Annotated in this window: 27 protein-coding genes; 11 read left to right on the plus strand and 16 right to left on the minus strand. The window is 72.6% G+C overall.

Going from position 1 to position 25,397, the window contains the following annotated elements:
- Positions 1-6 precede the first annotated feature (6 nt).
- The 4 genes from FBY23_RS03795 to FBY23_RS03810 form a co-directional block, all read right to left on the minus strand.
- Positions 7-741: an SDR family NAD(P)-dependent oxidoreductase gene (locus FBY23_RS03795; RefSeq protein ID WP_141796929.1), complete on the minus strand. Its 735-nt coding sequence runs from the start codon at positions 739-741 to the stop codon at positions 7-9.
- A gap of 10 nt (positions 742-751) precedes the next feature.
- Positions 752-1,495, minus strand: a complete 744-nt coding sequence (locus FBY23_RS03800; RefSeq protein WP_141796930.1) for an SDR family NAD(P)-dependent oxidoreductase — start codon at positions 1,493-1,495, stop codon at positions 752-754.
- A complete protein-coding gene (locus FBY23_RS03805) occupies positions 1,492-2,001 on the minus strand; it encodes a thioesterase family protein (protein WP_141796931.1) in 510 nt (169 codons plus the stop codon). The genes FBY23_RS03800 and FBY23_RS03805 overlap by 4 nt, the downstream gene beginning before the upstream one ends.
- Before the next feature lie 87 nt (positions 2,002-2,088).
- Complete coding sequence (locus tag FBY23_RS03810) at positions 2,089-3,669, minus strand: AMP-binding protein (RefSeq protein ID WP_141796932.1); 1,581 nt, start codon at positions 3,667-3,669, stop codon at positions 2,089-2,091.
- A 104-nt stretch (positions 3,670-3,773) separates the two neighbouring features.
- Here FBY23_RS03810 and FBY23_RS03815 point away from each other — a divergent pair, with 104 nt between their 5' ends.
- Positions 3,774-4,406, plus strand: a complete 633-nt coding sequence (locus tag FBY23_RS03815) for a TetR/AcrR family transcriptional regulator (protein WP_141796933.1) — start codon at positions 3,774-3,776, stop codon at positions 4,404-4,406.
- A gap of 29 nt (positions 4,407-4,435) precedes the next feature.
- Here FBY23_RS03815 and FBY23_RS03820 read toward each other — a convergent pair whose 3' ends face one another.
- Positions 4,436-5,215 carry a CoA-transferase subunit beta gene (locus FBY23_RS03820; RefSeq protein WP_141796934.1) on the minus strand — a complete coding sequence of 260 codons (780 nt, stop codon included), beginning with the start codon at positions 5,213-5,215 and terminating at the stop codon, positions 4,436-4,438.
- Entirely contained in the window at positions 5,212-6,030 is an 819-nt protein-coding gene (locus FBY23_RS03825; RefSeq protein WP_141796935.1) for a CoA transferase subunit A, read from the minus strand. Before FBY23_RS03825 ends, FBY23_RS03820 begins: the two co-directional genes overlap by 4 nt.
- A gap of 144 nt (positions 6,031-6,174) precedes the next feature.
- Here FBY23_RS03825 and FBY23_RS03830 point away from each other — a divergent pair, with 144 nt between their 5' ends.
- Both FBY23_RS03830 and FBY23_RS03835 read left to right on the plus strand, forming a co-directional pair.
- Positions 6,175-6,897, plus strand: coding sequence for an SDR family NAD(P)-dependent oxidoreductase (locus FBY23_RS03830; protein ID WP_141796936.1), 723 nt, complete (start codon positions 6,175-6,177; stop codon positions 6,895-6,897).
- Positions 6,894-7,781 (plus strand): aldo/keto reductase, encoded by an 888-nt coding sequence (locus FBY23_RS03835; RefSeq protein ID WP_222117716.1) that lies wholly within the window; start codon positions 6,894-6,896, stop codon positions 7,779-7,781. The genes FBY23_RS03830 and FBY23_RS03835 overlap by 4 nt, the downstream gene beginning before the upstream one ends.
- On the opposite strand, the gene FBY23_RS03840 is transcribed toward FBY23_RS03835, so the two are convergent.
- Complete coding sequence (locus FBY23_RS03840) at positions 7,772-8,215, minus strand: VOC family protein (RefSeq protein ID WP_141796937.1); 444 nt, start codon at positions 8,213-8,215, stop codon at positions 7,772-7,774. The two genes, FBY23_RS03835 and FBY23_RS03840, sit on opposite strands and share 10 nt — an antisense overlap.
- A 51-nt stretch (positions 8,216-8,266) precedes the next feature.
- On the opposite strand from FBY23_RS03840, the gene FBY23_RS03845 reads away from it, so the two are divergent.
- From FBY23_RS03845 to FBY23_RS03855, 3 genes are read left to right on the plus strand one after another with little or no spacing between them, the layout of a single operon-like run.
- Positions 8,267-9,019: an SDR family NAD(P)-dependent oxidoreductase gene (locus tag FBY23_RS03845; RefSeq protein WP_141796938.1), complete on the plus strand. Its 753-nt coding sequence runs from the start codon at positions 8,267-8,269 to the stop codon at positions 9,017-9,019.
- 2 nt (positions 9,020-9,021) lie between these two features.
- Positions 9,022-9,642, plus strand: a complete 621-nt coding sequence (locus FBY23_RS03850) for a gamma carbonic anhydrase family protein (RefSeq protein WP_141796939.1) — start codon at positions 9,022-9,024, stop codon at positions 9,640-9,642.
- Positions 9,639-10,196 carry a PaaI family thioesterase gene (locus FBY23_RS03855; protein ID WP_141796940.1) on the plus strand — a complete coding sequence of 186 codons (558 nt, stop codon included), beginning with the start codon at positions 9,639-9,641 and terminating at the stop codon, positions 10,194-10,196. The genes FBY23_RS03850 and FBY23_RS03855 overlap by 4 nt, the downstream gene beginning before the upstream one ends.
- A 12-nt stretch (positions 10,197-10,208) precedes the next feature.
- Here the strand turns inward: FBY23_RS03855 and FBY23_RS03860 are convergent, their stop codons facing one another.
- A complete protein-coding gene (locus FBY23_RS03860; RefSeq protein WP_141796941.1) occupies positions 10,209-10,976 on the minus strand; it encodes an IclR family transcriptional regulator in 768 nt (255 codons plus the stop codon).
- A gap of 308 nt (positions 10,977-11,284) precedes the next feature.
- Here FBY23_RS03860 and FBY23_RS03865 point away from each other — a divergent pair, with 308 nt between their 5' ends.
- Both FBY23_RS03865 and FBY23_RS03870 read left to right on the plus strand, forming a co-directional pair.
- Positions 11,285-12,577, plus strand: a complete 1,293-nt coding sequence (locus FBY23_RS03865) for an LLM class flavin-dependent oxidoreductase (RefSeq protein WP_222117717.1) — start codon at positions 11,285-11,287, stop codon at positions 12,575-12,577.
- Positions 12,578-12,587: 10 nt separating this feature from the next.
- On the plus strand, positions 12,588-13,775 hold the full coding sequence (locus FBY23_RS03870; RefSeq protein ID WP_160158149.1) for a flavin reductase: 1,188 nt from the start codon (positions 12,588-12,590) through the stop codon (positions 13,773-13,775).
- 12 nt (positions 13,776-13,787) lie between these two features.
- Here the strand turns inward: FBY23_RS03870 and FBY23_RS03875 are convergent, their stop codons facing one another.
- Positions 13,788-14,663, minus strand: a complete 876-nt coding sequence (locus FBY23_RS03875) for an enoyl-CoA hydratase (RefSeq protein WP_141796944.1) — start codon at positions 14,661-14,663, stop codon at positions 13,788-13,790.
- 54 nt (positions 14,664-14,717) lie between these two features.
- Here FBY23_RS03875 and FBY23_RS03880 point away from each other — a divergent pair, with 54 nt between their 5' ends.
- A complete protein-coding gene (locus tag FBY23_RS03880; RefSeq protein WP_141796945.1) occupies positions 14,718-15,530 on the plus strand; it encodes a MaoC/PaaZ C-terminal domain-containing protein in 813 nt (270 codons plus the stop codon).
- Entirely contained in the window at positions 15,527-16,909 is a 1,383-nt protein-coding gene (locus tag FBY23_RS03885) for an MFS transporter (protein WP_160158150.1), read from the plus strand. Before FBY23_RS03880 ends, FBY23_RS03885 begins: the two co-directional genes overlap by 4 nt.
- 29 nt (positions 16,910-16,938) lie before the next feature.
- Here the strand turns inward: FBY23_RS03885 and FBY23_RS03890 are convergent, their stop codons facing one another.
- A complete protein-coding gene (locus FBY23_RS03890) occupies positions 16,939-18,291 on the minus strand; it encodes an aminotransferase class V-fold PLP-dependent enzyme (RefSeq protein ID WP_141796947.1) in 1,353 nt (450 codons plus the stop codon).
- A 119-nt stretch (positions 18,292-18,410) separates the two neighbouring features.
- On the opposite strand from FBY23_RS03890, the gene FBY23_RS03895 reads away from it, so the two are divergent.
- On the plus strand, positions 18,411-18,914 hold the full coding sequence (locus FBY23_RS03895; protein ID WP_260805726.1) for an Lrp/AsnC family transcriptional regulator: 504 nt from the start codon (positions 18,411-18,413) through the stop codon (positions 18,912-18,914).
- A 1-nt stretch (position 18,915) separates the two neighbouring features.
- On the opposite strand, the gene FBY23_RS03900 is transcribed toward FBY23_RS03895, so the two are convergent.
- The 6 genes from FBY23_RS03900 to FBY23_RS03925 form a co-directional block, all read right to left on the minus strand.
- Positions 18,916-19,113, minus strand: coding sequence for a hypothetical protein (locus FBY23_RS03900; protein ID WP_141796949.1), 198 nt, complete (start codon positions 19,111-19,113; stop codon positions 18,916-18,918).
- Between the two features lie 161 nt (positions 19,114-19,274).
- Entirely contained in the window at positions 19,275-20,111 is an 837-nt protein-coding gene (locus tag FBY23_RS03905) for a hypothetical protein (RefSeq protein WP_141796950.1), read from the minus strand.
- 29 nt (positions 20,112-20,140) lie between these two features.
- Complete coding sequence (locus FBY23_RS03910) at positions 20,141-20,902, minus strand: carboxymuconolactone decarboxylase family protein (RefSeq protein ID WP_141796951.1); 762 nt, start codon at positions 20,900-20,902, stop codon at positions 20,141-20,143.
- A 70-nt stretch (positions 20,903-20,972) separates the two neighbouring features.
- Positions 20,973-22,841: a hypothetical protein gene (locus FBY23_RS03915; RefSeq protein ID WP_141796952.1), complete on the minus strand. Its 1,869-nt coding sequence runs from the start codon at positions 22,839-22,841 to the stop codon at positions 20,973-20,975.
- Positions 22,838-24,610, minus strand: a complete 1,773-nt coding sequence (locus tag FBY23_RS03920) for a PD40 domain-containing protein (protein WP_160158151.1) — start codon at positions 24,608-24,610, stop codon at positions 22,838-22,840. The genes FBY23_RS03915 and FBY23_RS03920 overlap by 4 nt, the downstream gene beginning before the upstream one ends.
- Before the next feature lie 82 nt (positions 24,611-24,692).
- Entirely contained in the window at positions 24,693-25,388 is a 696-nt protein-coding gene (locus tag FBY23_RS03925; RefSeq protein ID WP_141796954.1) for an IclR family transcriptional regulator, read from the minus strand.
- Positions 25,389-25,397 lie beyond the last annotated feature (9 nt).

A 25,397-nucleotide genomic window follows, 5' to 3' on the forward strand; every position in this document is an offset into this window, starting at 1 on the left:
CCGACGCTATTGGGTGATCGTCCAGCCGCCGTCGACCGGCAGGAAGACGCCGTTGACGTACGACGCCAGCGGTGACAGCAGGAAGAGGATCGGCCAGGCCATCTCCTCGGGCCGGCCCATCCGCTTCAGCGGAACCCGGCCGAGGATGTGGTGGCCCATCTCGGACTGCGCGAAGCCGGCCAGTCGCGGGGTGTCGGTCATGCCCGGCCCGATGCCGTTGGCGCGGATGAGGTCCGCCTTGTGGGCCGCCAGGTGGCGGACGTAGCCCATGACGGCGGCCTTCGACGCGGAGTACCAGTCGCTCTCGGTGCCGACCCTGTTGCCCGCGACCGACGCTGTCACGACCATCGCCGAGCCGGTCGGCGTACCGGCGTCGAGCCAGTCCTGGGTCAGGCCGCGCACGCTGCCGACGCTGATCCGCACGGCCTCCTCGAAGTCGAGGGGCACCTGCGAGGACGGGCCGGCGTTGTTGACCAGGTAGCGCGGCACTCCGCCCAGGGCAGCGGTCGTCGCGGACAGCGCGTCGGCGCGCGCCGACGCGTCGGCGACGTCGCAGACCGCGGTGTGGACACCCTTGGCCGCCAGGTCCTCGAGGCCGTCGGGGCGCAGGTCCCAGCCACTGACGCGCAGGCCGGCGTCGAGCGCGCCGAGGGCGACCGCGCGACCGATGCCGCTGCCGGCACCGGTCACGATGACGGCGTCGCCGGGGGTGAAGCCGAGGTTGATCGTGTCGTTGGTCATCGCTGTCTCCTCAGACTCCGTAGCCGCCGTCGATGTCGAGCTTCTGCCCGGTGACGAACCCGGCCCGATCGCTGGCCAGGAACGCGACGGCCTCGGCGATGTCGACCGCCGTACCGAACCGGCGCAGGGGGATGTTGGTGCGCGCGACGTCGAGGGCGCGCTCGTCGAGGTCGCCGTTGGCGATCAAGCGCTCGGCCATGCCGTCGGTGAGCATGCCGGGGCCGACGCAGTTGACGCGAACGCCGAAGCGCCCCTCCTCGGCCGCCAGCCCGCGCGCGAGCGCCTCGACGGCCGCCTTGGGGGAGGACGAGAGGCCGTCGCGGATCGGGTATCGCACCGTGGCGGCCGTGGTGACCGCGGTCAACGTGCCCTGGGTCGCGCGCAGCGAGGGCAGCACGGCGTGGGCGAGGTTGAAGAACGCGACGACGTCCTGGTCGACCTGGTTCGCGAACTGCTCGGGCGTGACCTTCGACAGGTGGACCATCGGCACGTGTGGGCCGGCGGCGTGGACAACCGTGCGGACCTGCCCGTGCTCGGCCTCCAGCTCGCTGACCGCCTGGCCGACCGAGGCCGCGTCGCTGAGCTCGCACTGCCGCGTGCCGCGCACGCTGGTGCCGAGCTCGGCGACCAGGGCGTCGGGCGCCGTACGCCGGTGCAGGAGGAGCAGGTCGGCGCCGTCCTCGGCGAGGCGGCGGCAGATCGCCGCGCCGAGTCCGCCGGTCGCGCCGGTGACGAGGGTGGTTCCGTAGCTCATGCGGTGGCCTCCGTGGGGGTCGGTTCGTTCGTCTGGTCCGTGGTGGTGAGGCGGGCGCCCTGCGCCCAGGCGTCGAGGTGCTGCCGCAGCAGGGGCGGGATCTCGACCGAGTCGATGCCGGGGGAGACGGCGACGATGCGGATCCGCGCTCGCGCCACGACCTCGTCGTCGGCCGTGCGCACCATCCGGTGCAACATCTCGAACGAGCGCCGCCCGACCGCCCCGAGCCTCAGCTCGATCCGGATCTCGTCGAAGAGTCCGACCGCGGCGAGGTAGTCACACGCGGTGTGCGCGGTGACCGTCCAGAACCCGTGCCGCTGCTTGAGCTCGTCCTGCCGCAGGTCGTTGAGCCAGAACCACTCGCTCTGCATCCGCTCCATCCACGGGAACCATGCGGCGTAGTAGAGGATCCCGGCCGGATCGGTGTCGGCGTAGCTCAGTCGGAAGGTCGTCGAGTGGAGCGCCGGGCCCGGCCCGCCGTCCGCGACGCGTGCGTCGGTCGCCATGAAGACAACCTAGCACTTGCTTGGTTTGAGAGATAGTGCTCTGAGCTCGCCGAGTAGCCGCTCCTACTCGACGAACAGCAGCCCGGATCAGCCCTGCCGCAGGTCCGTCTTGAGCACCTTGCCGCTGGCGTTGCGCGGCAGCGCCTCCTCGAGCACGACGTCGCGCGGGACCTTGAAGTTGGCGAGCCGCTCGCGCACCCAGGCGATGAGCTCGTCCGGGGTCGCGGAGGTCCCGGGCCGGAGTACGACGTGGGCCGCGCCGACAGCGCCCATCCGGTCGTCGGGGACGCCGATGACGGCGCTCTCCATGACGGCGGGGTGGGCGGCGAGGACGTTCTCGACCTCGGCGGGATAGACGTTGAAGCCGCCGACGATGAACATGTCCTTGATCCGGTCGGTGATCTTCAGGCAGCCGTGCTCGTCGAGACGACCGATGTCGCCGGTGTGGAACCAGCCGTCGGCGTCGATCGCGGAAGCGGTGGCCTCGGGGTCCTCGAAGTAGCCGAGCATCACGTTGGCGCCGCGCAGCCAGATCTCGCCGTCGCTGCCCACCGGGGCGTCGACGCCGTCGCCGCCGACGACGCGGACCTCGATGCCGGGGACTCCGGGGCCGGTCGTCTCGGCGATGTGGCGCGGGTCCTCGTTGCGGCGCGACACCGTGGCGACGACGCACTCGGTGAGCCCGTAGGCCTGGGCGACGGTGTCGAAGCCGAGGACGTCGAGCATCTGCTCGAAGAGGGTCTCGGGAACGGAGGTCGCGCCCGCGATGGCGAAGCGCAGCGACGACAGGTCGAACTCGGTACGACGGTCGTGGTTGATGAGCGTGATGAAGATCGTCGGCGCGCCCGGGAGGACGGTGATCCTCTCGTCCTGGATGAGCTGCATGAGCGCGACCGGGTCGAAGGTGAGGACCGGGTAGATGGTCGTTCCGGCGGTGAGCGAGGTGATCACGCCGGCCTTGTAGCCGAAGCCGTGGAAGAACGGGTTGACGATCGCGTAGCGGTCCTGCGGCGACAGCGACGCGCCGTCTGCCCACACGTCGGCGACGCCGATGGTCTGGGCGTGGGTGCTCATCACGCCCTTGGGGATGCCGGTGGTGCCGGAGGTGTAGAGGATGTCGCACACGGTCTCCGGGGTGACCTCGGCGGCGAGCTTCTCGACCTCCTCGACCGACACGCGCTCGCCGAGGGCGAGGAACTCGGTCCACGGCAGGGTGCCGGGACGACCGGCTGAGTTCATGTCGACGACGGTGCGCAGGTGCGGCAGGCCGGGTACGACGGGACCGGGCTGGTCGGCCCCGGCGTCGCGCAGCATCGTGGAGTAGTCGGTGGTGAGGAAGCCGTCGCAGAGCACGAGCGCGACCGCCCGCGAGCGCTGGAGCACGACCTGCGCCTCGTGGCCGCGGTAGCGCGTGTTGAGCGGGACGACGGAGGCGCCGATGTACTGCGCGGCCAGCAGGGCCACGATGAACTCGACCCGGTTCGGGGCCCAGATCGCGACCCGGTCACCGGGCTCCACGCCGACGGCGCGGTAGGACCTGGCGGCGGCGACGGCGAGGTCCTTGAGGCCCTCGTAGGTGACGGTGACGTCACCGTCGACGACGGCGGGGTGGCTGCCGTGGGTCGCGGCCCCCTGGGCCAGGAGAGCGGGAATGGTCCGTGCTGCCATCAGGCGAGACTCCTCGTGAACAAGTGCTTGTTAGGTACTGTAGTCCTGCCCGTCCCGGCCGGCCTGTGTGTCCGGCGGGAGGGACCGTGGGAAAGGATCAAGTCATGGCGAGCAGCAACAACGAGGCTACGGCGCGCGGCGGCCGGCGGCGGAGCAACGGCGCGGGTTCGTCCCGGCGTGCCCAGCTCCTGGCGATCGCGGCGGAGATGTTCGCGACGCGGGGCTACTCGCAGACGACGGTGCGCGACATCGCCGACGAGGCGGGCATCCTGTCGGGCAGCCTCTACCACCACTTCGACTCGAAGGAGGCCATGCTCACGGAGATCCTCCGCGAGTTCATGGGCAACCTGCTGGGCGAGATCCGCGACATCGCCGAGCGCGGGCAGACCCCGCGCGAGGCGCTCGACGGGCTGATCTACAACTCCTTCGAGACCATCCACAAGGTGCCGTTCGCGGTCGCGCTCTACCAGAACGAGTCGGCGCTCCTGGCCACGACGCCCGAGTTCGCGTTCGTCCAGAAGGCCAGCCTCGACGTCGAGAAGGTCTGGCTGGGCGTGCTCAAGCAGGGGCAGGTCGAGGAGGACTTCCGCGCCGACCTCGACCCCGGTACGACCTACCGCTTCATCCGCGACGCGATCTGGTCCACCGTGCGCTGGTACAACCCGCGCGGCCGGCTGCAGCACAAGGCGCTCGCCGACCAGTACCTCGAGATGCTCCACGGCGGACTGCTCGCCTGAGCCGCATCGACGACGGGAGTACGACGCGCTCAGCGTCGTACCTCCTTGTCGCGCAGCCCCTTCGGGTCGAGGACCGTGCGGATCAGCTCGAGCTCCTCGGCCGTGGGCAGGCGCGTGGTTCCGGCGGTGCTGGTGTCGATCGCGAAACCGGTGTTCTCGGCGACCTCCTCGGCGGTGACGCCGGGGTGCAGCGAGCGCACCTTGAGCCGGCCGTCGTCGTCGTAGTCGAGGACGGCGAGGTCGGTGACGACGACGCCGAGGTCGTGGAAGCGCAGCGCCCTCCCCTCATGGGCGCGCGCCCGGTCGTTGCCGACGCCCGAGACGACGTCGACGGCCTCGACGAAGACCCGGGCGCTGTGCTTGCTGACCCAGTAGTCGGTGCGGTGGTTGACCGTGTTGCCGGGCGCGCCGCGTACGCCGATCAGCTGGCGGGTCGGCTTGCGCCAGTCGCCGATCGAGGAGATGTTCTGGTTGCCGTAGCGGTCGACCTGGCTGGCGCCCATCATGCTGTGCCGGCGGCCGGTCGCGAGGATCTCGAAGACCCGGCGGAACGGCGCCCAGGACTCGATGGTCCCGCCGGCGGACGCGTTGCGGCCCAGCGGCGGCGGCTCGCTCATCAAGAAGCAGTCGCCGTCGGTGAGGACCAGGTCGGGCTCGGAGGTGAGCTTCGCGAGCCGGGCGCTGATGGTCGGGACGATGCCGACGGCGTGGGCCAGGATCTCGCCGGAGCCGCGCCAGGCGTCGGCGCAGGCGACGACGCAGACCTCGGCGCGGGTGACCTCGGTGGTGACGTCGGTGGTCGCGCTCATCGGGTGCTCTCCTCGAGGTAGGACTTCTCGAACGCGGCCCAGGCCTCGGGGTCGCGGGCGGCTTCGGCGTACTCCCGTTGGAAGGCCTCGTCGCGGCCGTAGTCGGGGTCGCAGCTGGTGAACCCGGCACCGCCCGGCGCCTCGACGACGCCCGAGACGAACATCCGGCTGACCAGCAGTGACTGCGGCGCGGCGGTCGCGGTCAGCTCCTCGGTGGGGACGATCCTCTCGACGCTCATGATGGTGCGGTCCGCTGCCATCGCGTAGAGGTCGTCGAAGTAGGGGTCCGGGCCGAGGTACTGGCCGTTGCCAGCCGCGTCCGCGCGGTTGAGGTGGATCAGCGCGAGGTCCATCCGGACGCCAGGGACGGCGACGTAGACCTCGTCGTCGTACGGCGACGCGACCGTCTTGAGCTCCGGGTTCATCGTCAGCACGTCGGAGGCGAGGCCGGCCCGGGTCGGCAGGAAGCTGAGCCGGCTGGCGCCGGCGCGAAGGGCGGCGACGAACATGCCCTCGTCGTACTCGGTCGTCTCGACGGTGCCGGCCTCGCGCGCGGCACGGAAGTGCGGGTCGAGCGGGATGCTGTCGAGCGAGACGAAGCCGTAGACCAGCCGCTTCACCTTGCCCGCGGCGCAGAGCAGGCCCACGTCAGGTCCGCCGAACGTGACGACGGTCAGGTCGGTCACGTCGCTGCGCAGCAGCTCGCGGACCAGGGCCATCGGCTTGCGCCGCGACCCCCAGCCGCCGATGCCGATGGTCATGCCCGACCGGACGTGGCTCGCCACGTCGGTCAGCTGCATGGTCTTGTCCGCCATCAGTCCTCCATACCTAGCGCTTGCTTGGTGGCGACTGTACCTCGGGGAGCGCGGCAGTGCCACTGGAGGGGACAGGCCTTGCGGGTGAGGCGGCGCGGTGGTTGCATCGCAAGCAAACGCTTGGTCGATACGAGAGGTGGAGGAATGACGGGACATGTGGTCGTGACCGGTGGGGCGAGCGGGATCGGCGCGGCCGTCGTCGACCGGCTCCGCGAGCGCAGCCACGCCGTGACCGTCTGGGACCTCGCGACCCCGTCCCGTCAGGACGTCGGCCATCACGAGCTCGACGTGACCGACGCGGACGCCGTGACCGCCGCCCTGCGGGCCGCCGAGGCTGACCGAGGAGTGGTCCGCCACCTGGTGGCCAGCCACGGCATCAGGGGCGCATTCGTGCCGGCCCTGGAGCTCGACCTCGCCGGCGTCCGACGGATGCTGGACGTCCACGTCGTCGGCACCCTCGTGACCGCGACCGCGCTGACCCGCCGCCTGGTGGAGCTCGATGCGACGCAGGGCGGGTCCGTGGTGACGCTGTCGTCGACGACCGCCTATCGGGGTTGGGCGAACCAGTCCGACTACGGTGTCGCGAAGGCCGCGGTGCGCCAGCTCACCGAGAACCTCGCGATCGAGTGGGCGGGGCTGGGGATCAGGGTCAACTCGGTCGCACCGGGGCACACGCTCACCCCGATGGTGCAGGACATGATCGACCACGGCTACGACGTGGGCCCGGTCGAGGCCCGCACGCCGCTCGGCCGCCTCTGCACGCCGGCGGAGATGGCTGCCGAGATCGTCCACCTGCTCCTCGACGCAACGCACACCACCGGGGTGTGCCTGCCGGTCGACGGCGGCTGGACGGCGGTCGGCAAGTGAGCCTTCCGAAGCGACGCCTCGGCGACCTCGAGATCTCCGCGATCGGGTTCGGCTCGATGACTCTCACCCAGACCCCGGAGAGCGATGTCGAGCGCGGGACTCGTGCCGTCCATGCCGCGCTCGACGCGGGCATCACCTTCTTCGACACCGCCGACGTCTACGGACCGACCGGCTTCGACACCGTCGGCGGCTACGGCGTCAACGAGCGTGCGCTGGTCGCGGCGCTGCGATCGTGGGACGGTCCGCTGGACGACGTGGTGATCGCCACCAAGGGCGGACACACTCGCGACGGCCTGACCTGGTGGATCGACGGTGGTCGCGATCACCTGCGCGCCGCGGCGCTGGCGTCCCGGGAGCGGCTGGGCCTCGACGTCATCCCGCTCTACCAGCACCACCGGCCGGACCCGCGGCGGCCGTACCGTGAGTCGATGGAGGCACTGCGGAGCCTGGTCGACGACCGGATCGTCGCCCGGATCGGGCTCTCGAACGTCGATGGTGACCAGATCCGGCTGGCGGTCGAGGTGATCGGGGACGCCCTCGTGTCGGTGCAGAACGAGTACTCGCCGCTCGCGCGGGGGAGCGAGCCGGTCATCGACCTGTGCGCCGAGCTCGGCCTCACCTTCCTTTCCTGGGGCCCGTTCGGCGGCATGCAGGAGGCGAAGTCCCTCGGCTCCTCGTTCGCTCCGTTCGCCGAGGTCGCCGAGGCGCGCGGGGTGAGCCCCCAACAGGTCGCCCTGGCCTGGCAGCTCGCCCGTTCGCCGTGGATCGTGCCGATCCCGGGGGCGAGCAGACCGGAGTCGGTGCGCGACTCGGTGCAGGCGGCCACGCTCGTCCTCACCGAGGACGAGCTGGCCCACCTCGCGGGCGGACGCGGTCAGTCGTGAGCCGGCGGCTCGACCAGCTCCACGCGGACCCGGTCCGGGTCGAGCACATAGACCACGCGGCACCCGGCCATCGGCTCGCTGGCCACGATCGGGTCCGACAGCGCAGTGGTCCCCGCGGCACGGAGACGATCGAGTGTGCCGTCCAGGTCGGTCACGGTGATCGCGACGTGCGCGGCGCCCACGTGGCCGTTGTCCGGGTCGAGCACGACGTCCGACCCGCCGTCGTACTGCAGCAGCTCGACGACGGTCGTGCCCTCCTGGGCGCGGACGAACGCCTGGCGCACGACCACGCCCGGGTAGCCCGTGACCGCGTCGATGCGCGGGCCACGCCGCTCGTAGGGACCGAGGCGCTCGCCGCCGAGCAGGTCCTCGTAGAACGCGAGGGAGCGCGCCATGTCGCTGACCGTGATGCCCACGTGATGGATCGTCGTCATGAACGAAACCTAGCAAGCGCTTGGTTTATGTGAAACCCTGAGGAGATGAACATGTCGGACACCGCACCCCACCCGCTCGTCGACCTGACCGACAAGGTCGTCGTCGTGACCGGTGCCAGTCGCGGCCTCGGCGCCGCCCACGCGCGCACCCTCGCGCAGGCCGGCGCCACCGTCGTCGTGACCGACCTCGCCGCGGAGGGCGTCGCCGAGGTGGCGGCCGAGCTGGGGGAGGGGCACGCTTCGGCCGCCCTCGATGTGACCTCGCCGCAGGCGTGGGCCGAGCTCGCCGCGTTCGTCCTCGAGAGGTACGGCCGCGTCGACGGCCTGGTCAACAACGCCGGCCGGTGCGAGTACGCGCACTTCCTCGAGACGTCGCCGGAGATGTTCGAGGGGCACTTCCAGGTCAACGTGATGGGCGCCGTCCACGGCATGCAGGCGTTCGCGCCGCACATGCGCCCGGGTAGCGCGATCGTCAACATCGCCTCGGTGGCCGGCCTGGCGGCCTGGCCGGGGAGCAGTGCGTACGGCGCCTCGAAGTTCGCGCTGCGCGGCGTGAGCCGGGCTGCTGCGATCGACCTCGGCGGCGAGCGCGGGATCCGCGTCAACTGCGTACTGCCCGGCGCCGCTGACACCGCGATGCTCTCGGAGGCCTCGCGCCAGGGCGGCGGTGTGGTTGCGAACCTGCCGGTCCCGCGGGCAGCGCAGCCCCACGAGGTCAGCGCGATGGTGACCTTCCTGCTCAGCGACGCGGCGAGCTACTGCACCGGCCAGGACTTCGTGGTCGACGGCGGGATGAAGGCCTGACCGTGCCGTTCTACGAGATCGACGGCGTCGTCCCGGTCTGCGACCCGACGTCCTATGTGCACCCGTCCGCCGATGTGATCGGCGACGTGATCATCGGTCCCGGCTGCTACATCGGCCCCTCGGCCAGTCTTCGCGGTGACTTCGGCCGGATCCGGATCGAGGCCGGCTCCAACGTCCAGGACAGCTGCGTCGTGCACGTCTACCCCGGCGCCGACTGCGTCCTCGGTGAGGGCAGCCACGTCGGCCACGGCGCGATCCTGCACGGCTGCGTGCTCGAGCCGCGGGTGCTGGTCGGGATGAACTCCGTCGTCATGGACGGCGCCCGCATCGGCGAGAACTCGCTCATCGGCGCCGGCAGTGTGGTCAGCGCGGGCTTCGTCGCGCCGCCACGCTCGCTGGTGATCGGCAGTCCGGCGAAGGTCCTCCGCGAGCTCGACGAGGCCCAGCTGGCCTGGAAGTCGAACGGCCCCGACGTCTATCGCCAGCTGGCCCAGCGCTCGCTCGCCACGATGCACGAGGTGGCGCCGGTGGCTGTCGAGGAGGCTGACCGGCGGCGGGTCAGCACCGACGCCTCGGTGAGCCGGCCGCTGCACGAGCTGCGGGCGGAGCGCGAGTCGCGGTGAACGCCCGGCGCGACCTGACCGAGGCGGTTCGCGAGCTCGCGTCGACCATGGCCGTCACCGACGTCGACGACCCGGACATGGCGCAGGCGGCCGCGACGGTGCGGGCATTGACCAAGCTGCTGCGGGAGCGGCAGCTGGACGACGTCCCCCGCACGCCGTACGACGAAGCGGTCGGTGCTCCCCACTACGGCTGGCATCTCGACAACCCGGCGCTGCCGGGCCTGGCCATGCTCTTCGAGGACGGCCGCGCCACCGCGTCCATCCCTGCCGGGCTGGGGATGGTGTACGCCGGCCCGCCCGGCAAGCTGCACGGCGGGGTGGGTGCGTTGCTGCTCGACGTGATCTTGTCGAGCCTGGTCCAGCACCACGCCGTCCGCGCGGTCACCGCCTCGCTCACGGTGGACTACCGCGTCGCCACGCCGCTCGACGTGCCGCTGCGGCTCACCGGCGAGATCGTCGGTCGCAGCGGCCGCAAGGTCGAGACCGTCGGAGCGCTGTGGTGGGGCGACGTCGCGACGGTCGAGGCACGGGGTCTGTTCGTAGCGGTGCCCTAGCGTGACAAGACACTAGGCCGTGCGCAGCAGGTGCAGGGCCCGACCGGTCGCCCGGACGGCGTTGAGCAGCAGCGGCCCGGCGACCGCGGTCGAGAGCTGTCCCCGGCGCGCCACCGTGATGGCGGCCACGGGACCGTGCGGACCGCGCACGGGCGCGGCGAGCGAGCTGATGCCCCCGTAGAGGCGTAGGCCGTCGGACACCGCGATGCCGCGGTTGCGGCGGATGTGGTTCAGGTCCCGGTGGAGCGCGGTCAGCTGGTCGGGGTGCCAGCGGTGCTGTCGGTCGACCAGGTCGTCGACCTCCTCGGGGCGCATCGCGGCGAGCATCGCCAGACCGCCCACGGCCTCTGTCGCCATGACTCGGCCGCCCACGCGCGACGGAATGCTCGCCGCGCGTGCTCCGCCGATCTTGTCGAGGTAGTGGATGACTGGTCCGTCGATCACGGACAGGTGGGCGACGGCGTCGGTGGCGAGCTGAAGCTCGTTGAGGGCGACCGCCGCCGCGATCCGGATCTGGTCGTGCTCGGCGTTGACGTCATGGCGGGTGATCCGCGGGCCTGGCGCATAGCCGCGCTCGTCCTGGTGGATCCAGCCGAGCCGGTGGAGCTTGCGCAGCATCCGGAACACGGTCGACTTGGGAAGGCCGGTGGCGTGGGTGACCTCCTCGAGGCCGAGCGGCCCGGCTGCGTCCGCGAAGCAGTCCATGATCTGCGTGACGCGCTCGAGCACGCCTTCGCGGGTCGCTGGACGGGCGACCGAGCTCGCGATGGCAGAGCTCATCGTGCACTCCTTCCTGAGCAAACGCTTGGTAGTTTATCGACTCCCCTCAAGGGCCGCCAGTGGCTCGGTGTGCCGTGCAGCAGCCCGCGCACTTCACCCAGTGGCACGGCGGGTGCGGGCGGCGATCGGCCCCCTGCAGGCTGATGCGGCGCCGCGCTCCGCGTCCCCACGGCGGGGCCGCGAAGGGCCGGTGACGAGTCGAGACCTCAGGGAGGACCCATGAGACCACCGTGCCTCACGGCCGAAGGCCGCTCCGCCCGGCTGTCGCAGGAACTGCGGACCGGGCGTGCGTCCTGATGGGCCGGTCGATGCACCTCGCGGTCTTCGCCCAGGCGATGGGCGCCGCGCAAGGAGTCTGGCGCTCGCCGCGGACCGTCGCCGGCACGGAGCTGAGCCTGGGGCACTGGGCCCACCTCGCCCAGACCGCGGAGGCGGGCTGCTTCGACGCGTTCTTCGTCGCGGACGCGCTCACCCTCTCGCCCGGCATCGCCGGCGACGCGACCTTGCGGCCGGACCCGGTCGCACTGCTCTCGGCGCTCAGTGTCGCGACCAGCCGGATCGGGCTGATCGGGACCAGCTCGACGACCTACAACGATCCGTTCACCGTGGCTCGGCAGTTCGCAACACTCGACCACCTCAGCGAGGGGCGCGCGGGGTGGAACGTCGTCACGACGGCCATCGCCGCGGCAGCCGAGAACTACGGCACGGAGACGTTGCCCGACCACGAGGACCGGTACGAGCGGGGCGAGGAGTTCGTCGACGTCGTCCTCGGGCTGTGGGACTGCTGGGAGCCCGACGCCGTCGTCGCGGACCGGTCCTCGGGCGTCTTCGCCGACCTCGACCGAATCCGGTCCCTCGACCACCGGGGCCGGCACTTCCGGGTGCGCGGGCCACTGACGGTTCCGCGTTCGCCGCAGGGCAGGCTGCCGCTCGCCCAGGCCGGTTCGTCGGGACCCGGGATGCGGCTCGGTGCGCGGGTCGCCGACCTCGTCTTCACGACCCAGGTCGACCCGGAGGCGTCGCTCGCCTTCGCGGACGAGATGCGCACCCTCGCCGTCGCGGCCGGACGTCACGCCGGCGACCTCAAGGTGCTGCCCGGTGTCACGCCGATCGTCGGCCGCACTCGCGCCGAGGCCGGGGACCTGGCTGCCGAGCTCGGCTCCTACGTGAGCGAACCCTCGACCCTGCAGTTCATGGCGGCGTCGTTCGGCGGCCTCGACCTGTCGTCGTACGAGCTGGACGACCCCTTCCCCGACCTGCGCGGCCAGCTCCCGGCCCACGCCGGCGTGTCGCGTCCGGAGCTGTTCATCCGGACCGCGCTCGAGGAGCGGTTGACCCTGCGGCAGCTGTTGCAGCGGATCGGGCTGAGCATCGGTCACCGCAGCCTCGTCGGCACGCCCGACGACATCGCTGACGACCTGCAGCGGTGGTTCGAGGCGGGCGCCGCCGACGGGTTCGTCGTGATCCCGGCCGACATGCCGGCGGGCCTGACCGACTTCGTCGGGGAAGTGGTCCCGCGGCTGCAAGCACGCGGCCTGTTCCGCAAGCGCTACGCCGGGGCCACGCTGCGCGACCACCTGGCCGACCGACCGACTGCCTGAGGAGATGTCCGTGTCCGACACCGAGCTGGCCGGGGACGCCCGGCGCTTCCGCGAGGTCCTTGCGCATTACCCGACGGGAGTCGTCGTGGTCACGGCGCTCGATCGCGACGGCGCACCGCTGGGGATGGTGGTCGGATCGTTCACGTCCGTCTCGCTGGACCCGCCACTCGTCGCCTACCTCCCGGCGAAGTCGTCGAGCAGCTACGCCGCCCTCCGTGAGCAGCCGCGGTTCTGCGTCAACGTGCTCGCGAGCGACCAGGAGCAGCTGTGCCGCCAGTTCGCCTCGCGCGGTGCGGACAAGTTCACGGACGTCACGTGGGCCCTGTCGCCCGGCGGCTCCCCGATGCTCGCCGGTGCCGTCGCCTGGCTGGACTGCTCGGTCGAAGGCGTCCTCGACGGCGGTGACCACGACATCGTGCTCGGCCGGGTCGAGCACCTCGAGGTGTCCGGCGCGGGCGACCCGCTGCTGTTCTTCCAGGGCGGGTACGGCGGATTCCGCCCGCGTGCCCTCGTCGCGCCCTGGTCCGCCGACCTGCGCCCCCAGCTCCAGGATGCCGATGTGGCACGGGGGCCGATGGAGGACCTGGCACGTGAGGTGGGGTTCCCCTGCTACGCGCAGGCGCTCGTCGACGACGAGGTCGTGGTCGTCGCCGGGGCGGGCGGCGACCAGGTCGTCCGGACCCACATCGGACGCCGGCTGCCGCTGGTCCCGCCCTACGGGTCGCTCTTCCTCGACCTCGCCGACCCGGACGTGGCCGCGGACCAGTGGGCCCACCACCTCCGCACGCCGGTCTCCGCGCCGATGCGGGCGCATCACCGGCTGATGCTCGAGCGCGTGCGCTCGCGCGGCTGGTCGCTCGGTCTCCGGGCGCCCCAGCACGATGACGTCTGGGACCAGGTCGCTCGCTTCTCAGAGGCGCGGGCCATGCCCGATGTCGAACGCCGCATCGGCGCCCTGCTTGACGGTCTCACGCCCTACTACGAGCCTTCGGACCTCGAGCCGACGGGTTCCTACGACGTCCGCGCGCTCGCCGCGCCCGTCCGATCTGGTGGCCGCACCGCGCTGGTGCTCGTGCTCCACGGCATGCCCGCCGGAGCATCCGGCGCGCAGGTGGCGCACTGGCGGGAGCGCCTGGTGACGACGGCCGACACGGTCTCTCGGCGACTGGCTGCGCTGCCGGAGGCCCGCACGCGTTGAGTGTGTGCCGGCTCAGAGCTCGCCGGCGTCCCGCTTGTTCGACTCCGCCATGGCGGCGGCGTCGAGCCCGGCGAGGGAGTCGACGGTGACCTCGGCGTTGTGCGAGTGGGCAGCGTGGTGGAGGCCGAAGACGGAGTCCATGCCGGCGCGCTGTCCCATCAGGTCCTCGGCCTGGTTGATCGCCTTCTTGGTCAGCGCGAGGCCGAGGCGGGGCATGACGGCGATGCGGCGGGCCATCTCGTCGACTGCGGCGTCGAGCTCGGGGCGCGGGACGACGTGGTTGACCATGCCGAGCTCGTGGGCGCGGCGGGCGTCGAAGCGGCCGCCGGTGTAGAGGAACTCCTTGGCGGCGCGCGGGTTCATCACCCACGGGTGGGCGAAGTACTCGACGCCGGGGATGCCCATCTTGACGACGGGGTCCTGGAAGAAGGCGTCGTCGGAGGCGATGATGAAGTCGCACACCCAGGCGAGCATCAGGCCACCGGCGACGCAGGCGCCCTGCACCTTCGCGATGACCGGCTTGGGGATCTCCCGCCAGCGTCGGCACATGCCGAGGTAGACCTCGGACTCGCGGGCGAACCGCGCGTCGACGCCCTGGGCGCCGACGTGGTCCCACCAGATGACGGCCTTGCGCTCGAAGGACTCGTGGATGTCGCGGCCGGGCGTGCCGATGTCGTGGCCGCCACAGAAGTGCTTGCCGTTGCCGCCGAGCACGATCACCTTCACGGCGTCGTCGTTGACGGCATCGGTGAAGGCGCGGTCGAGGGCGTAGGTGACCTTGGAGTTCTGCGCGTTGGCGTACTCCGGCCGGTTGAGGGTCACGTAGGCGACGCCGTCGCGGACGTCGTACGTCACCACCGGCTCGATGGTGGTGGTCTCGTCGCTCATGGCTGCTCCCGGGGTCGTCATACAAACCTAGCGTTTGCTTGGTATCGTAGCAGGATGACGACGCAACCCGATCTCGATGTGACCGACACCGCTGACTGGGCCGGCCGGTCACTCGGCGAGCGAGAGGTCAGCTGGGACGAGCGCGACGCGATCCTGTTCGCGCTCGCGGTGGGCGCCCGCGCCGACCAGCTCGACCTGGTCTTCGAGCGTGACCTGAAGGTGCTGCCGACCTTCGCGCTGACCTTGGCGCAGTGGGCGCCCGACGTGCTCGGGTCGGCCGGTGCCTTCGATGTCGGTACGGCCCTGCACGGCTCCCAGCGGCTCGAGGTCCTCGCCCCGATGCCGGCGAGCGGCACCACGCTGATGAGGGCGCGGGTCGGCAACGTGTGGGACAAGGGTGCGGCGGCGGTCTTCGAGGTCGTCGTCGAGTGCGAGTACGTCCGCGCGACCTGGTCGATCTTCGCGCCGGGCCGGGGCGGCTTCGGTGGCGAGCGCGGCCCGGGCCGGACCACCGGCCCCGAGGGTGAGCCGACGACGAGCATCGAGGTCGATGTGGCGGCGAACGCCGCGGCGCTCTACCGGCTCAGCGGCGACCGCCACCACATCCACATCGACCCGCTCGCCGCGGAGCGGATCGGCCAGCCGCGGCCGATCCTGCACGGGCTCGCGACCATGTCGACCGCCGTCCTCGCCGCGGCGGAGGCCCGGGGTGCGTCCCCGGCCGACCTGACCCTGCTCGAGGGAAGGTTCAGCAGCGCCGTCTTCCCGGGCGAGCGCTTGGTCGTGCCGGTGTGGGCGGACGGCTCGTTCCGCGTCGACACCGAGCGCGGTACGGCGATCGACGGCGCCCGCGCCCTGTTCGCGTGACCGCGACGGCCGCCGCTGCGACGACACCGGCCGCCCCGGCCCAGGGCCGGGTTGTGGCGGTGCTCGCGGCCGCCGGCCTGGTCGGGATCCTCTCGCAGGCGCTGCTCATCCCGCTGCTCGGCGACCTGCCCGCACGACTCGACGTCAGCGGCGAGGCGGCGTCGTGGGCGATGACGATCTGCCTGGTCGCGGCCGCCGTGGCCACGCCGGTGAGCGGTCGGCTCGCCGACATCGTCGGCCGCAAGCGGGTCCTCGTGTGCTGCCTGGCCGCGACGACCGTCGGCAGCGTGCTGTGCGCCAGCGGCGGGCACTACCCGCTGCTGCTCGCGGGCCGCGCGCTGCAGGGCGCCTCCAGCGCGGTCATCCCGCTCGGCATCAGCGCGCTCGCTGAGATCGCCGTCGGCGTCGGCCTGCAGCGCGGGGCCGCGCTGATCAGCGCCACCATGGGCATCGGTACGGCGGGCGGCGTCGCCTTCTCCGGGCTGATCGCCGCGGTCGCCGACTGGACCGTGGTGTTCTGGGTCGCCGCCGGGCTCGGCCTCCTCGCCACCGCCGCCGTGATCCTCGTCGTCCCGTCTCCCGCGGCCGACCGAGCAAGCGGCCGGGCGGGCTTCGACGGCGTCGGCTGCGTGCTGCTCTCCGTCGGCCTGACCGCCGCGCTGCTCGCCGTCACCAACGGCGGCCGCTGGGGCTGGGCCGGCGCACCGACGCTCGGGTGTGCCGTCGGCGGCCTGCTCGTGCTGGTCGGCTGGTGGCGCTGGGAGCGCCGTACGACGGACCCGCTCGTCGACCTCGACTCGGCCATCGAACCGAGGATGGCGCTGGTCCAGTCCGCCTCGGTGCTCGCCGGCGTCGCGATGTTCACCCACGTCCTGGTGCTGCCGATCCTGCTGCGGCACCCGGTGGACGGCAGGGCCGTCAGCGTCCTCGTCGCAGGACTGTGCCTGGTCCCGGCCGGCATGGCGATGATGCTCGCGGCCCCGCTCGGCTCCTGGCTGGTCGAACGTCGCGGCGGCCGGTGGGCGCTCACGGCCGGCCTGGTCTGCAGCAGCGTCGGGTATGCCGCCTCGGCCGGCTCCGCCCGCTGGCCCGCCGTCGTGGTCCTTGCCTCGGTCGTCATCGGTGTGGGGATCGGCCTGTCCTTCGCGACCCTGCCGTTCCTCGTGGTCCGGCTCACCGCGCCCGAGGCGGTCGGCGCGGCCAACGGGCTCAACACCTTGATGCGGATGATCGGCGCTTCGGTGTCGAGCGCCGTCGTCGGCGCACTGCTGGCGGCACACGCCGGGTCCGCGGTCGGGTACGCCCTCGGCTACGGCTGGGGTGCGGTCGCAGCAGCGATCGGAGCGCTGCTCGCCGTACGGCTGCCGAAGGACCTCTAGGTGCGGTGCCTGGGCATCACGCCCAGCAATCAGGCCGTCGTCGTCGTGAGGATCTCGATGACCGCCGCCGGGTCGGTCGCCGGGTTCACGAACGCCAGCCGCAGCACGGTCCGGCCGCGCCAGGACGTCGGGACGCAGAGGATCCGGCCGGCGCGGGAGAGCTCGTCGGACCACGCGTAGTAGTCGTCGCGGCTCCAGCCCGGGCGGTCGAACAGCAGCACCGACAGGTCCGGCTCCATCAGCAGCCGCAGCGTCGCGCTCTGCTCGATCGCGTCGGCCACGGCCCGCGTGGTGGCGAGGGTCTGCTCGACGGCCGCGGTGTAGCGGTCGGTGCCGTGCACGGCCAGGCTGAACCAGAACGGCAGCCCGCGCACGCGCCGTGACAGGTGCACGGCGAGGTCGGTCGGGTTCCAGGCCTCGCGGTCGATCCGGTCGAGGTACGACGCGTGCTGGCTGTGCGCGGCGCGGGCCAGGTCGGGGTCGCGGTAGAGCAGGGCGCAGCAGTCGTACGGCGCGAACAGCCACTTGTGCGGGTCGACGATGAAGCTGTCGGCTCGCTCGATGCCGGTGAACCGGGCCCGGGCGGAGGGGGCGGCGAGCCCCGCGCCGCCGTACGCGCCGTCGACGTGGAGCCAGATCCCGAGCTCCTCGCAGACGTCCGCGACGTCGTCGAGGTCGTCGATGATCCCGGCGTTGGTGGTGCCGGCGGAGGCGACGACGGCGAAGACGCCGGGCTCCTCGGCGATGGCGGCGCGCAGCGCGGCGCCGGTGAGCTGGCCGCGGTCGCCCTCGGGCACCTCGACGACCTCGACGTCCATCACCCGCGCGTCGGCGAGGATCGAGGAGTGGGCACCGGAGGTGCAGGCGATCTTCCAGCCGCCCTCGGGCCGCGAGCCGCGGCGGGCGAGCGCGGTGTGCCGCGCGGTGACCAGCGCCGACAGGTTGCCGGAGGTGCCGCCGGAGACGAAGCAGCCGCCGGCGTCCTCGGGCCAGCCGAGCAGCGACACCAGCCAGGCCAGCGCCTCGTTCTCGGCGAAGATCGCGCCGGCGCCGGCCTCCCAGGTGCCGCCGAAGATGTTGAAGCTCGACACGACGGCGTCGAAGGCGAGCGCGGCCCGGGTCGGTGCGGCCGCGATGTAGGCCAGGTTGAGCGGGTCGTCCTGGGCGCGGGTGGCGGGGGCGATGACGTCCTGGAAGACGGAGAAGGCCTGGTCGACCCCGATGCCCGCGGGCGTGATCGTCGTACCGGCGTCGGCGCGCAGCGCGGAGATCGGGCGCGCGGTGGTCTTCGGGTCGGAGGGACTGGAGATCCGGGCGGACGCGATCTTCACGGCGGCATCGGTGACGCGACGCTCGTCGCCCCAGATGTGGGTGGCCTGCATGGGGCGAGCAGATCAGCCCGGCGCCGGACCTCACAACCTGACCACCCGGAGGTGGTCATGCTGCGCAGATCTACGTGACGCTCGGGCATACAACTAGGCAGATTGACTAGATTGGACGGGTGCTGACCCTGGACCAGATCGACCTCGCCCTGCTCACCGCCCTCACCGAGCATCCGCGCGCCGGGGATCTCGAGCTCTCCCGGCTGACGTCGGTCGCCCGCGCCACGGTCCAGAGCCGGCTGCGCCGGCTGAGCGAGGCCGGCGTGATCTCCGACTGGGACCCGACCCTCGACGTCGCCGCAGCCGGGTTCGAGGTGCAGGCCTACGTCACCCTCGAGATCGCGCAGGGCGCGCTGGACGAGGTGGCCCGCGACCTCGAGCAGATACCGCAGGTGCTCGAGGCCTACGTCACCACCGGATCCTTCGACGTGCTCTGCCGGGTCGCGACCCGGTCGCACCCCGAGCTGCAGGCCACGCTGGTGCGGATCGACCAGGCCTCCGCGGTCGTCCGCTCCACCAGCGTGATGGTGCTGTCCGTGCTCGTGCCGCCTCGCGTGCTCCCGCTGCTCGCGAGCGCGGAGCCGGTGCCGAGCCGGCGCGCGCCGGCGTACCGCGAGCGCTGAGTCAGTCCTGGTCGGGCTCGTCCGGATCGTCGGCGTCGTCGGGGATGACCTCGCCCTCGAGCAGGTGCTCGACCATCCCCTGCGCCTGCCCGGGCGTCGGCGGGGCGTCGAAGTCCTCGGTCGCCGGCACCAGCTCGTAGAGCGCCGCCAGGCTCACCTCGTCGCCCGGGCGCGTGTCATCGGCCCTCTGGTCCCCCATGGTCCGAGCCTAGGCGGTACGACGCTCGCGGGGGCCGGAAAGTTTTTCTCGCAACCTGATGACAACCCCAAGGGCGCTCTGGCATGCTTCTCACGCCGCCGCAGGTGACCCGAGACGCCTGCGGCGGCTTCCAATTTTTCCGGACCCTCGCCCGGTGCGGGTCAGGACTTGAACAGCAGCGCCGTCTTGAAGTCGGTGTTCATGTAGTTCACCAGCGAGTTCAGCTTCTTCTCGTTCACCTTCACCTTCGACGTACCGATGGTGACCGCGACGATGTTGCCGTAGACGCTGGAGTTCCACTGCCCCTGGACGAAGGAGGGGTAGATGCTGCCGTCGGGCAGCTCGAAGTCCGTGTCCTTCATCGCGCCCTGGGCCGCCTTGGCATGCCGCTCGGTGTCGAAGACGAGGAACAGGTGGGTCATCCGGACCTTGCCGCCGAGGGCGTTGAAGACCCACTGGGCGGCGTACGTGCAGCGCTGGTCGGTGAGTACCGAGCCCTTCTCGACCGGCGCGCAGCTCGCGTGGTCCGTGGAGCTGACCAGGGTGGCGTGGTGCTCGACGTCGCCGAGCTTGAAGTCCCAGTTGCCCGGGAAGTCGGCGACCTTGACGTCGTTGTGGATGTCGTCGTCGGTGTCGTCGGAGGGGGTGTACGGCGTGGACGGGCCCGAGCCCGGCGAGGTGGGGCTGCCCTCGGTCGTGGCCTCGGACGTCGCGCCCGACGTCGCCTCGGAGGTCGGCTCGGAGGTCGGCTCCGAGGTCTCCCTGGTGCGGGTGGGCGTCTCCGAGGCGCGGTCATCGTCATCGCCGCCGCCGGCGATGAGGAAGGCGCCGACGCCGACGACACCGAGCAGCACGACGGCGACCAGCACGCCCACGATGACCAGCGCGATCCGCGCGCCGTTGCCCTTGCGCGGCGGGGGACCGAAGGGCGGGTACGGCGGGTAGCCCGGCGGCGGTCCCGTCGGGGGTCCCGTCGGGGGAGGGGGCGGGAAGCTCATGGGGGCGCTCCTACCCGTCCTGGCGTCGCTCAACCGAGCCCGAAGACGACGCTGCCGTCCTCGAGCACGTCGTACACCTCGGTGCCCTCGGTGACGTGGGCCTCGTCGGTCCCGAGGGAGACCGAGATCTTGTTGGCCGCGTTGCGCAGCAGGTCGAGGACGAGCTCGACCTGCTCGGCCGGTGAGAAGTGGCGTCGGACGTCGGCGACCAGGTCGGGGCCGAGCCCGGACGGGTCCCAGACCAGGGCGTCGACCACGGCCAGGCCGGTCCGGTGCCGCTCGGACAGGCTGCTCGCGGCGTAGTCGTCGATCTCGGCGTAGGTCTCCTCGGCGCCACCGGCGTCCAGCGCCGAGCGGCTGCGCAGCGACTGGCAGATCCGGCAGTTGTGCTGGCGAGCCTGGCGCAGCCGGAGCAACTCGGTGGTCAGCGGGTCGAGGACGCGGAGCCGGGCGATGGCGCGCCACAGCTCGTCGAGCGTGGGCCACGGGTCCTCGCCGGGGTCGGTCGCGACCGGCCAGGGCGTCGTCGAACCGGCGAGCTGGTCCAGGGCGCGGCGGGCGCGGGGGAGCCAGTCGGCGACGTACAGGTGGCCGGCGAAGGTGCGGGTCCGCGGGCCGAGGGCGGTCATCAGGGCCTGTCGCTGGTCGGGGCTGATCATCGAGACGTCGACGGCGAACTGCTCGGCGAAGGCGACGACCTCGTCGGGCTCGTCGGCCACCAGCGCGTCGAGCGGGACGAGGGGCAGGCGGGCCAGCAGGCCGGCGACCTCGGGGGCGTGGGTGCGCAGCACGACGCCAGCCAAACAGCCGTCCCGGTCGCACGGGACGCGGGTACCGGTGACCGGGAGTCGTCTGGCGGCCTCAGCCCGCGCGGATCACCAGGGCGTCGATCCGCACCGCTCGGCCGCGGGTGACCACCACCAGGCGCACCTTGCCCGAACGCGCCGCGAAGGCCGGGAGCAGCCGGGTCTGCTGGTGGGCACTCGCGCCCTTCAACGAGATCCGGCCCACCCTGCGCTTCCCCACGAACACCTCGACCTTCCCGCATCGGCTGCAGGTGGTGGCGAGGACGCCCACCTGCGTCAACGGCGTCCGGGGCAGGGTCAGCACGGCCCCCTTGCGCTTGGCGAGCAGGGCGGTGCCACCGTCGTACGCCGCACCGGTCTTCCGCTGCCAGCCGCTCGAGCGCCCGAGGGCGCCGTCGTCGACGACGACCAACGGGCTCGGCGTCGGCCCCGGCGTCGGCCCCGGCGGTGGCGCCGGGCCCGGGGGCGGGGAGGGTGGCGTCACCGTGGCCGGCCCTGCGCTGCTCACGCTCACGCGGAGCCGGTGGACTCCGCCGTCCACGACGCGGGACCCGGCGTACAGCACGCCGGAGGCGGCGACCTGGAGCGACCCGAGCACACCGTCGACCTCGGTGCGGGCCCACCCGGAGGTCGTCGGGGCGAGCACCGCACCGTCGCCGCCGTCGGTGTGGCCGACGACGGGTACGCCGGCCGGGGTGATCAACGCTCGTCCCCCCACACCGCGGACCGCGCTGCTGCCCTCGACCATCGGTGCGGGCGACGCCCAGGCGCCCGTGGCGGCGCGGTGCGAGGTGAGCAGGTCGCGGCTCCCGTCGACGCCGGCCGTCCCCGTCGCGACGACGACCATCGCCTGGCCGTGCGCCATCGCGATCGAGCGGACCGACCCGTTCACCGACGCGGGGGTGATCAGGCTGGTCGCGCCGGTCACGTCGCCACCCGCGTGGGCCCAGGTCTCCCTGCCGGAGGCGACCTCGCGGGTCCAGGCCAGGGCGATGCCGCCGGCGGGGTCGGCGTCGATCCCCGCCAGGGCGAAGGTGCGCGGATCCTGTTCGGAACCTGTGGCCAGGTGGCTGGTGACCGCGCCCCTCACGAAGATGCCGGCCTCCTCGGCGGGCTCGTCGGCCGCCTCGGTGTGCACCCAGGCGATCCACTCCCGGCCCCACCCGTCGAAGGCAACGGCCGGCTGGTCGGAGTGGCCCTCGCGGTCGGGGCAGTCGTCCGGGTCGGGCTCGGCGCACACGATCGGGAAGGGCGGGGTCTCGACCGAGACCTCCTCGGGCGCGGTCCACGCCGTGCCGGACCAGTGCGTGCGGAACACCTCCCTGTCCGCGCTCGTCTCACCGGGGCTCGCGGCCGGCTCCCTGGCCTCGAACGCCACCGTCGCCCCGCCGTCGGGGGCGACCGCCACCGCCTTCCGGCCGGCGAGACTGATCGGTCCGAGCCCGTCGGTCCCACCTGCGGCGACCGTCGTCGGCGCACCCCATGTGCCGGCGGCGGTGCGGACGACGGCGCGGTAGGTCCACACGTCGGCGGCGTCGTCGTACTGCGTCCAGGCCACCACCGCCGCGCCGGACGGATCCACGTCCCAGACGAAGTTCGGGTAGGCGGTGAAGTACTGCTGGAAGTCGCTGACGGCCACGGGTGGCGTCCAGACCTCGCTGCCCGGCCCGCGGCTGCTCGACCAGACCTGGGCCGGACCGTCTCCTCCTGCGGTCGGGTCGTCGACGACCGACCACAGGGCGAGGAGGCTGCCGTCGGCCAGTGGCCACACCCCACCGGCGGCCACGTCGATGCCCGCCGGCGAGACCCCCTCGGGCGCTGACCAGGTCACGCCGGCCCAGGGGTCGTCGGCAGCGGTGGCGGCCGGCGACGGAGCGAGGAGTCCGACCACCACCAGGGTGGCGAGCGTGGCGGGGACCCTCATCGCATCACCACGGCGAACACGTCGTAGTTGCCCGTCGCGCCGGGCGCCACCGCCGCCGCCGAGCCGAACACCAGGACCGAGCCGTCCGCGGACAGCTGGTCCTCGCCGCTGGCTCCGGCCCCGGCGCGGGTCACCAGCGTGCTCGTGCCGCTTGCCCGCTCCCAGACCACGATGTCGGCCTGGCCGCCGTTGGTGTCGCCGGGCAGCACGTTCTTGGTCCCCATCGTGACGTACCGGGCGTCGTCGGAGAGGGTGCCGCCGGGGTTGCCCGCGGCGCCGTACGGGCCGGCGAGGACGAAGCTGCCGGGAGCGACACGGAGGTAGGTGTCGCGCGCGCCGTTCAGGTCCTGGGCCGACAGGGCCTCGGCGGTCGTGAAGGCCAGCACGTCCCCGGTGCCGCTCAGCGAGGGGCTGTCCGCGTCGATGTCGGGCGTGAGGTTGCTCCGGCCCGAGATCGTCCCGGAGACGGCGACGTCCCAGGCGAAGATGGCGGACCCGTCGACGTCGCCCGGGTCCAGGTCGGTGTCGCCGCTCTGGAAGGTGACCCGACGACCGTCGGCGCTCAGGTCGAGCCCGAAGACGTTGGCGTCGGACCACCCGAGGCCGACCCGGTCGAGACCCCGGCTGATGTCGCCGCGGGTGCGGACGTAGGCGTGCCGCACGGTGTGGTCCGGCGGGGGCAGGGACGCCACCAGGTCCGTGGCGGTCGAGGTGAAGGCCACCACCCGGCCGTCGTCGCTCATGTCGTAGAGGTAGGAGTCGTCGTCGGCCGGTGTCGTGCCGCCCGCCGTCGTCGACACCAGCTCGACCTGACCGGTGGCGCGGTCGAGGACGAAGACGTCGTAGTCGTAGCCGGGCTCGCCGGCGAGGTCGATCGCGTCGGACTGGAACGCGACGTGACGTCCGTCGCCGGACAGGATCGGGCTGTTGACGTGTCCCGTCGCGCCGGCCACGAGATGGGTGAGGCCTCCGGTCACCCTGTCGAACAGGTAGATGTCGTCGTCGTCATCGGTGTCGCTGGGCAGGAGGGGCGACTCGGAGCTGAAGGCGACCCACCGCCCGTCCGCCGAGACCGACGGATCGGAGGAGTGCTCCGACGCACTGGTCCCCGCGCTCACCAGCTCCGGCGAGGCGGCGGTGCGCACCGGCTGCGGTGCCGAGGCCGTCGCGGCCGAGCCCCGGTGGCGCTCGCCGACGACGCGGTACGACGCGGTGCCGACCGGGCCGCCGGCGTACGGGATCCTCGCCACGCCCGCACCGTCGGTGGTCCCGGTGGCGACCGTCGACCAGGTCGTCCCGGTCAGCCGTTGCAGGGAGACCACCCGGCCCGCGCGCGCCGGTGTCAAGGTGGCGAGGGCCTGCCGCGGCAGACCGGCGACGAACGGCGCCCCCACACCCATCTGCGCCGCCTGTGCCGCGAGCCGGACCTTGACCTTCTTCGAGGTGGAGCCCCCGGCCCGGACCCGGTAGGTCCCGGGCTTCCTCACCTTCGCGGTGACCTTGAACTTCCCGTTCCTCACCTTGCCGCGGGCAACCGTGACCCAGCGCTTGCCCTTCCTCCGCTCGAGGGCGGCGGGGCCGTTCTTCGCGCCGATCCGTCCGCTGAACCGGGTCCGCTCCCCGGCCATCGGCCGGGCCGGGGTCACGGTGACGGCCCTGCCGCTGCCCGACGCGCCGGTCTCGGCGTGGGCCCGTGGCACCACCAGGGCGGCAAGGGTGAGGAGAAGGGCGACGAGGAGGCCGGCCACGCGGCGCGGAGAAGTGGTCACGCCGGTGATCGTGGCCATCCGGCGGCGTGCCGCCGAGAGGATCGGCGCAGGGTGAGACCAGGGTGAGACTCCTGGGCGGGGCTCATCCCGCGACCGCGTCCCGCACGGCCTGCCGGACCGCGTCGGGGTCGCGCTCCAGGTCGTCGGTCGGGCCCACCGCCAGCACGGCGTACGGCGGCGCGGGCTCGAGCAGTGGCCACGGGAGGGCGACGCAGCTGACGCCGGCGATGGTCCAGGACCGCTCCTCCGCGGCGGAGCCGGACCGCACGGCCCGCACGAGTCGCCGCACGTCGGCGGCGTCGCGGGGTGCGGCGGCGGACGGGCGGGGCCAGGGCGAGACGGCGAGACGACGCTCGAGCTCGGGGTCGGGGAGCTGCGCGAGCAGCGCGACGCCCCCGGCCGTGGACCACAGATGCTCGAACGGCTCGTCCGGCTCGAGGAAGTCCGTCGGACCGGCCACGGCCACCGGCTGGCTGCCGTCGCCGGAGAGCCGGAGCACGACCGCGGTCAGGCCGGTGCGCTCGTGGAGCTGCGCGGCGACCCGGGTGGCTCGGCGCCGTACGCCGGCCGGGTCGGTGGTGACCATCGTCAGCGCGCGCTCGCCGAGGACGTAGCGCGCGCCGGTGCGCAGTACCCAGCCCTCCGCGTGCAGCTGGCCGAGCATCCGGGAGACGCCGGCCTTGTCGACGCCGAGCCGGCGGGCGATCTCGGAGACCCCGAGGGCCTCGGTGCCCAGCATCTCGAGGGCACGCAGGCCGCGCAGGAGGCTGGTGGACACGTCGCGACC

It is taken from the genome of Nocardioides sp. SLBN-35 (genome assembly GCF_006715725.1).
Taxonomy (GTDB): domain Bacteria; phylum Actinomycetota; class Actinomycetes; order Propionibacteriales; family Nocardioidaceae; genus Nocardioides.

Bases quoted from the DNA above. Each gene is read 5' to 3' on its own strand.
- FBY23_RS03795 (WP_141796929.1), bottom strand. From the start codon at position 741: ATGACCAACGACACGATCAACCTCGGCTTCACCCCCGGCGACGCCGTC.
- FBY23_RS03800 (WP_141796930.1), bottom strand. From the start codon at position 1,495: ATGAGCTACGGAACCACCCTCGTCACCGGCGCGACCGGCGGACTCGGC.
- FBY23_RS03805 (WP_141796931.1), bottom strand. From the start codon at position 2,001: ATGGCGACCGACGCACGCGTCGCGGACGGCGGGCCGGGCCCGGCGCTC.
- FBY23_RS03810 (WP_141796932.1), bottom strand. From the start codon at position 3,669: ATGGCAGCACGGACCATTCCCGCTCTCCTGGCCCAGGGGGCCGCGACC.
- FBY23_RS03815 (WP_141796933.1), top strand. From the start codon at position 3,774: ATGGCGAGCAGCAACAACGAGGCTACGGCGCGCGGCGGCCGGCGGCGG.
- FBY23_RS03820 (WP_141796934.1), bottom strand. From the start codon at position 5,215: ATGAGCGCGACCACCGACGTCACCACCGAGGTCACCCGCGCCGAGGTC.
- FBY23_RS03825 (WP_141796935.1), bottom strand. From the start codon at position 6,030: ATGGCGGACAAGACCATGCAGCTGACCGACGTGGCGAGCCACGTCCGG.
- FBY23_RS03830 (WP_141796936.1), top strand. From the start codon at position 6,175: ATGACGGGACATGTGGTCGTGACCGGTGGGGCGAGCGGGATCGGCGCG.
- FBY23_RS03840 (WP_141796937.1), bottom strand. From the start codon at position 8,215: ATGACGACGATCCATCACGTGGGCATCACGGTCAGCGACATGGCGCGC.
- FBY23_RS03845 (WP_141796938.1), top strand. From the start codon at position 8,267: ATGTCGGACACCGCACCCCACCCGCTCGTCGACCTGACCGACAAGGTC.
- FBY23_RS03860 (WP_141796941.1), bottom strand. From the start codon at position 10,976: ATGAGCTCTGCCATCGCGAGCTCGGTCGCCCGTCCAGCGACCCGCGAA.
- FBY23_RS03865 (WP_222117717.1), top strand. From the start codon at position 11,285: ATGCACCTCGCGGTCTTCGCCCAGGCGATGGGCGCCGCGCAAGGAGTC.
- FBY23_RS03875 (WP_141796944.1), bottom strand. From the start codon at position 14,663: ATGAGCGACGAGACCACCACCATCGAGCCGGTGGTGACGTACGACGTC.
- FBY23_RS03880 (WP_141796945.1), top strand. From the start codon at position 14,718: ATGACGACGCAACCCGATCTCGATGTGACCGACACCGCTGACTGGGCC.
- FBY23_RS03890 (WP_141796947.1), bottom strand. From the start codon at position 18,291: ATGCAGGCCACCCACATCTGGGGCGACGAGCGTCGCGTCACCGATGCC.
- FBY23_RS03900 (WP_141796949.1), bottom strand. From the start codon at position 19,113: ATGGGGGACCAGAGGGCCGATGACACGCGCCCGGGCGACGAGGTGAGC.
- FBY23_RS03905 (WP_141796950.1), bottom strand. From the start codon at position 20,111: ATGAGCTTCCCGCCCCCTCCCCCGACGGGACCCCCGACGGGACCGCCG.
- FBY23_RS03915 (WP_141796952.1), bottom strand. From the start codon at position 22,841: ATGAGGGTCCCCGCCACGCTCGCCACCCTGGTGGTGGTCGGACTCCTC.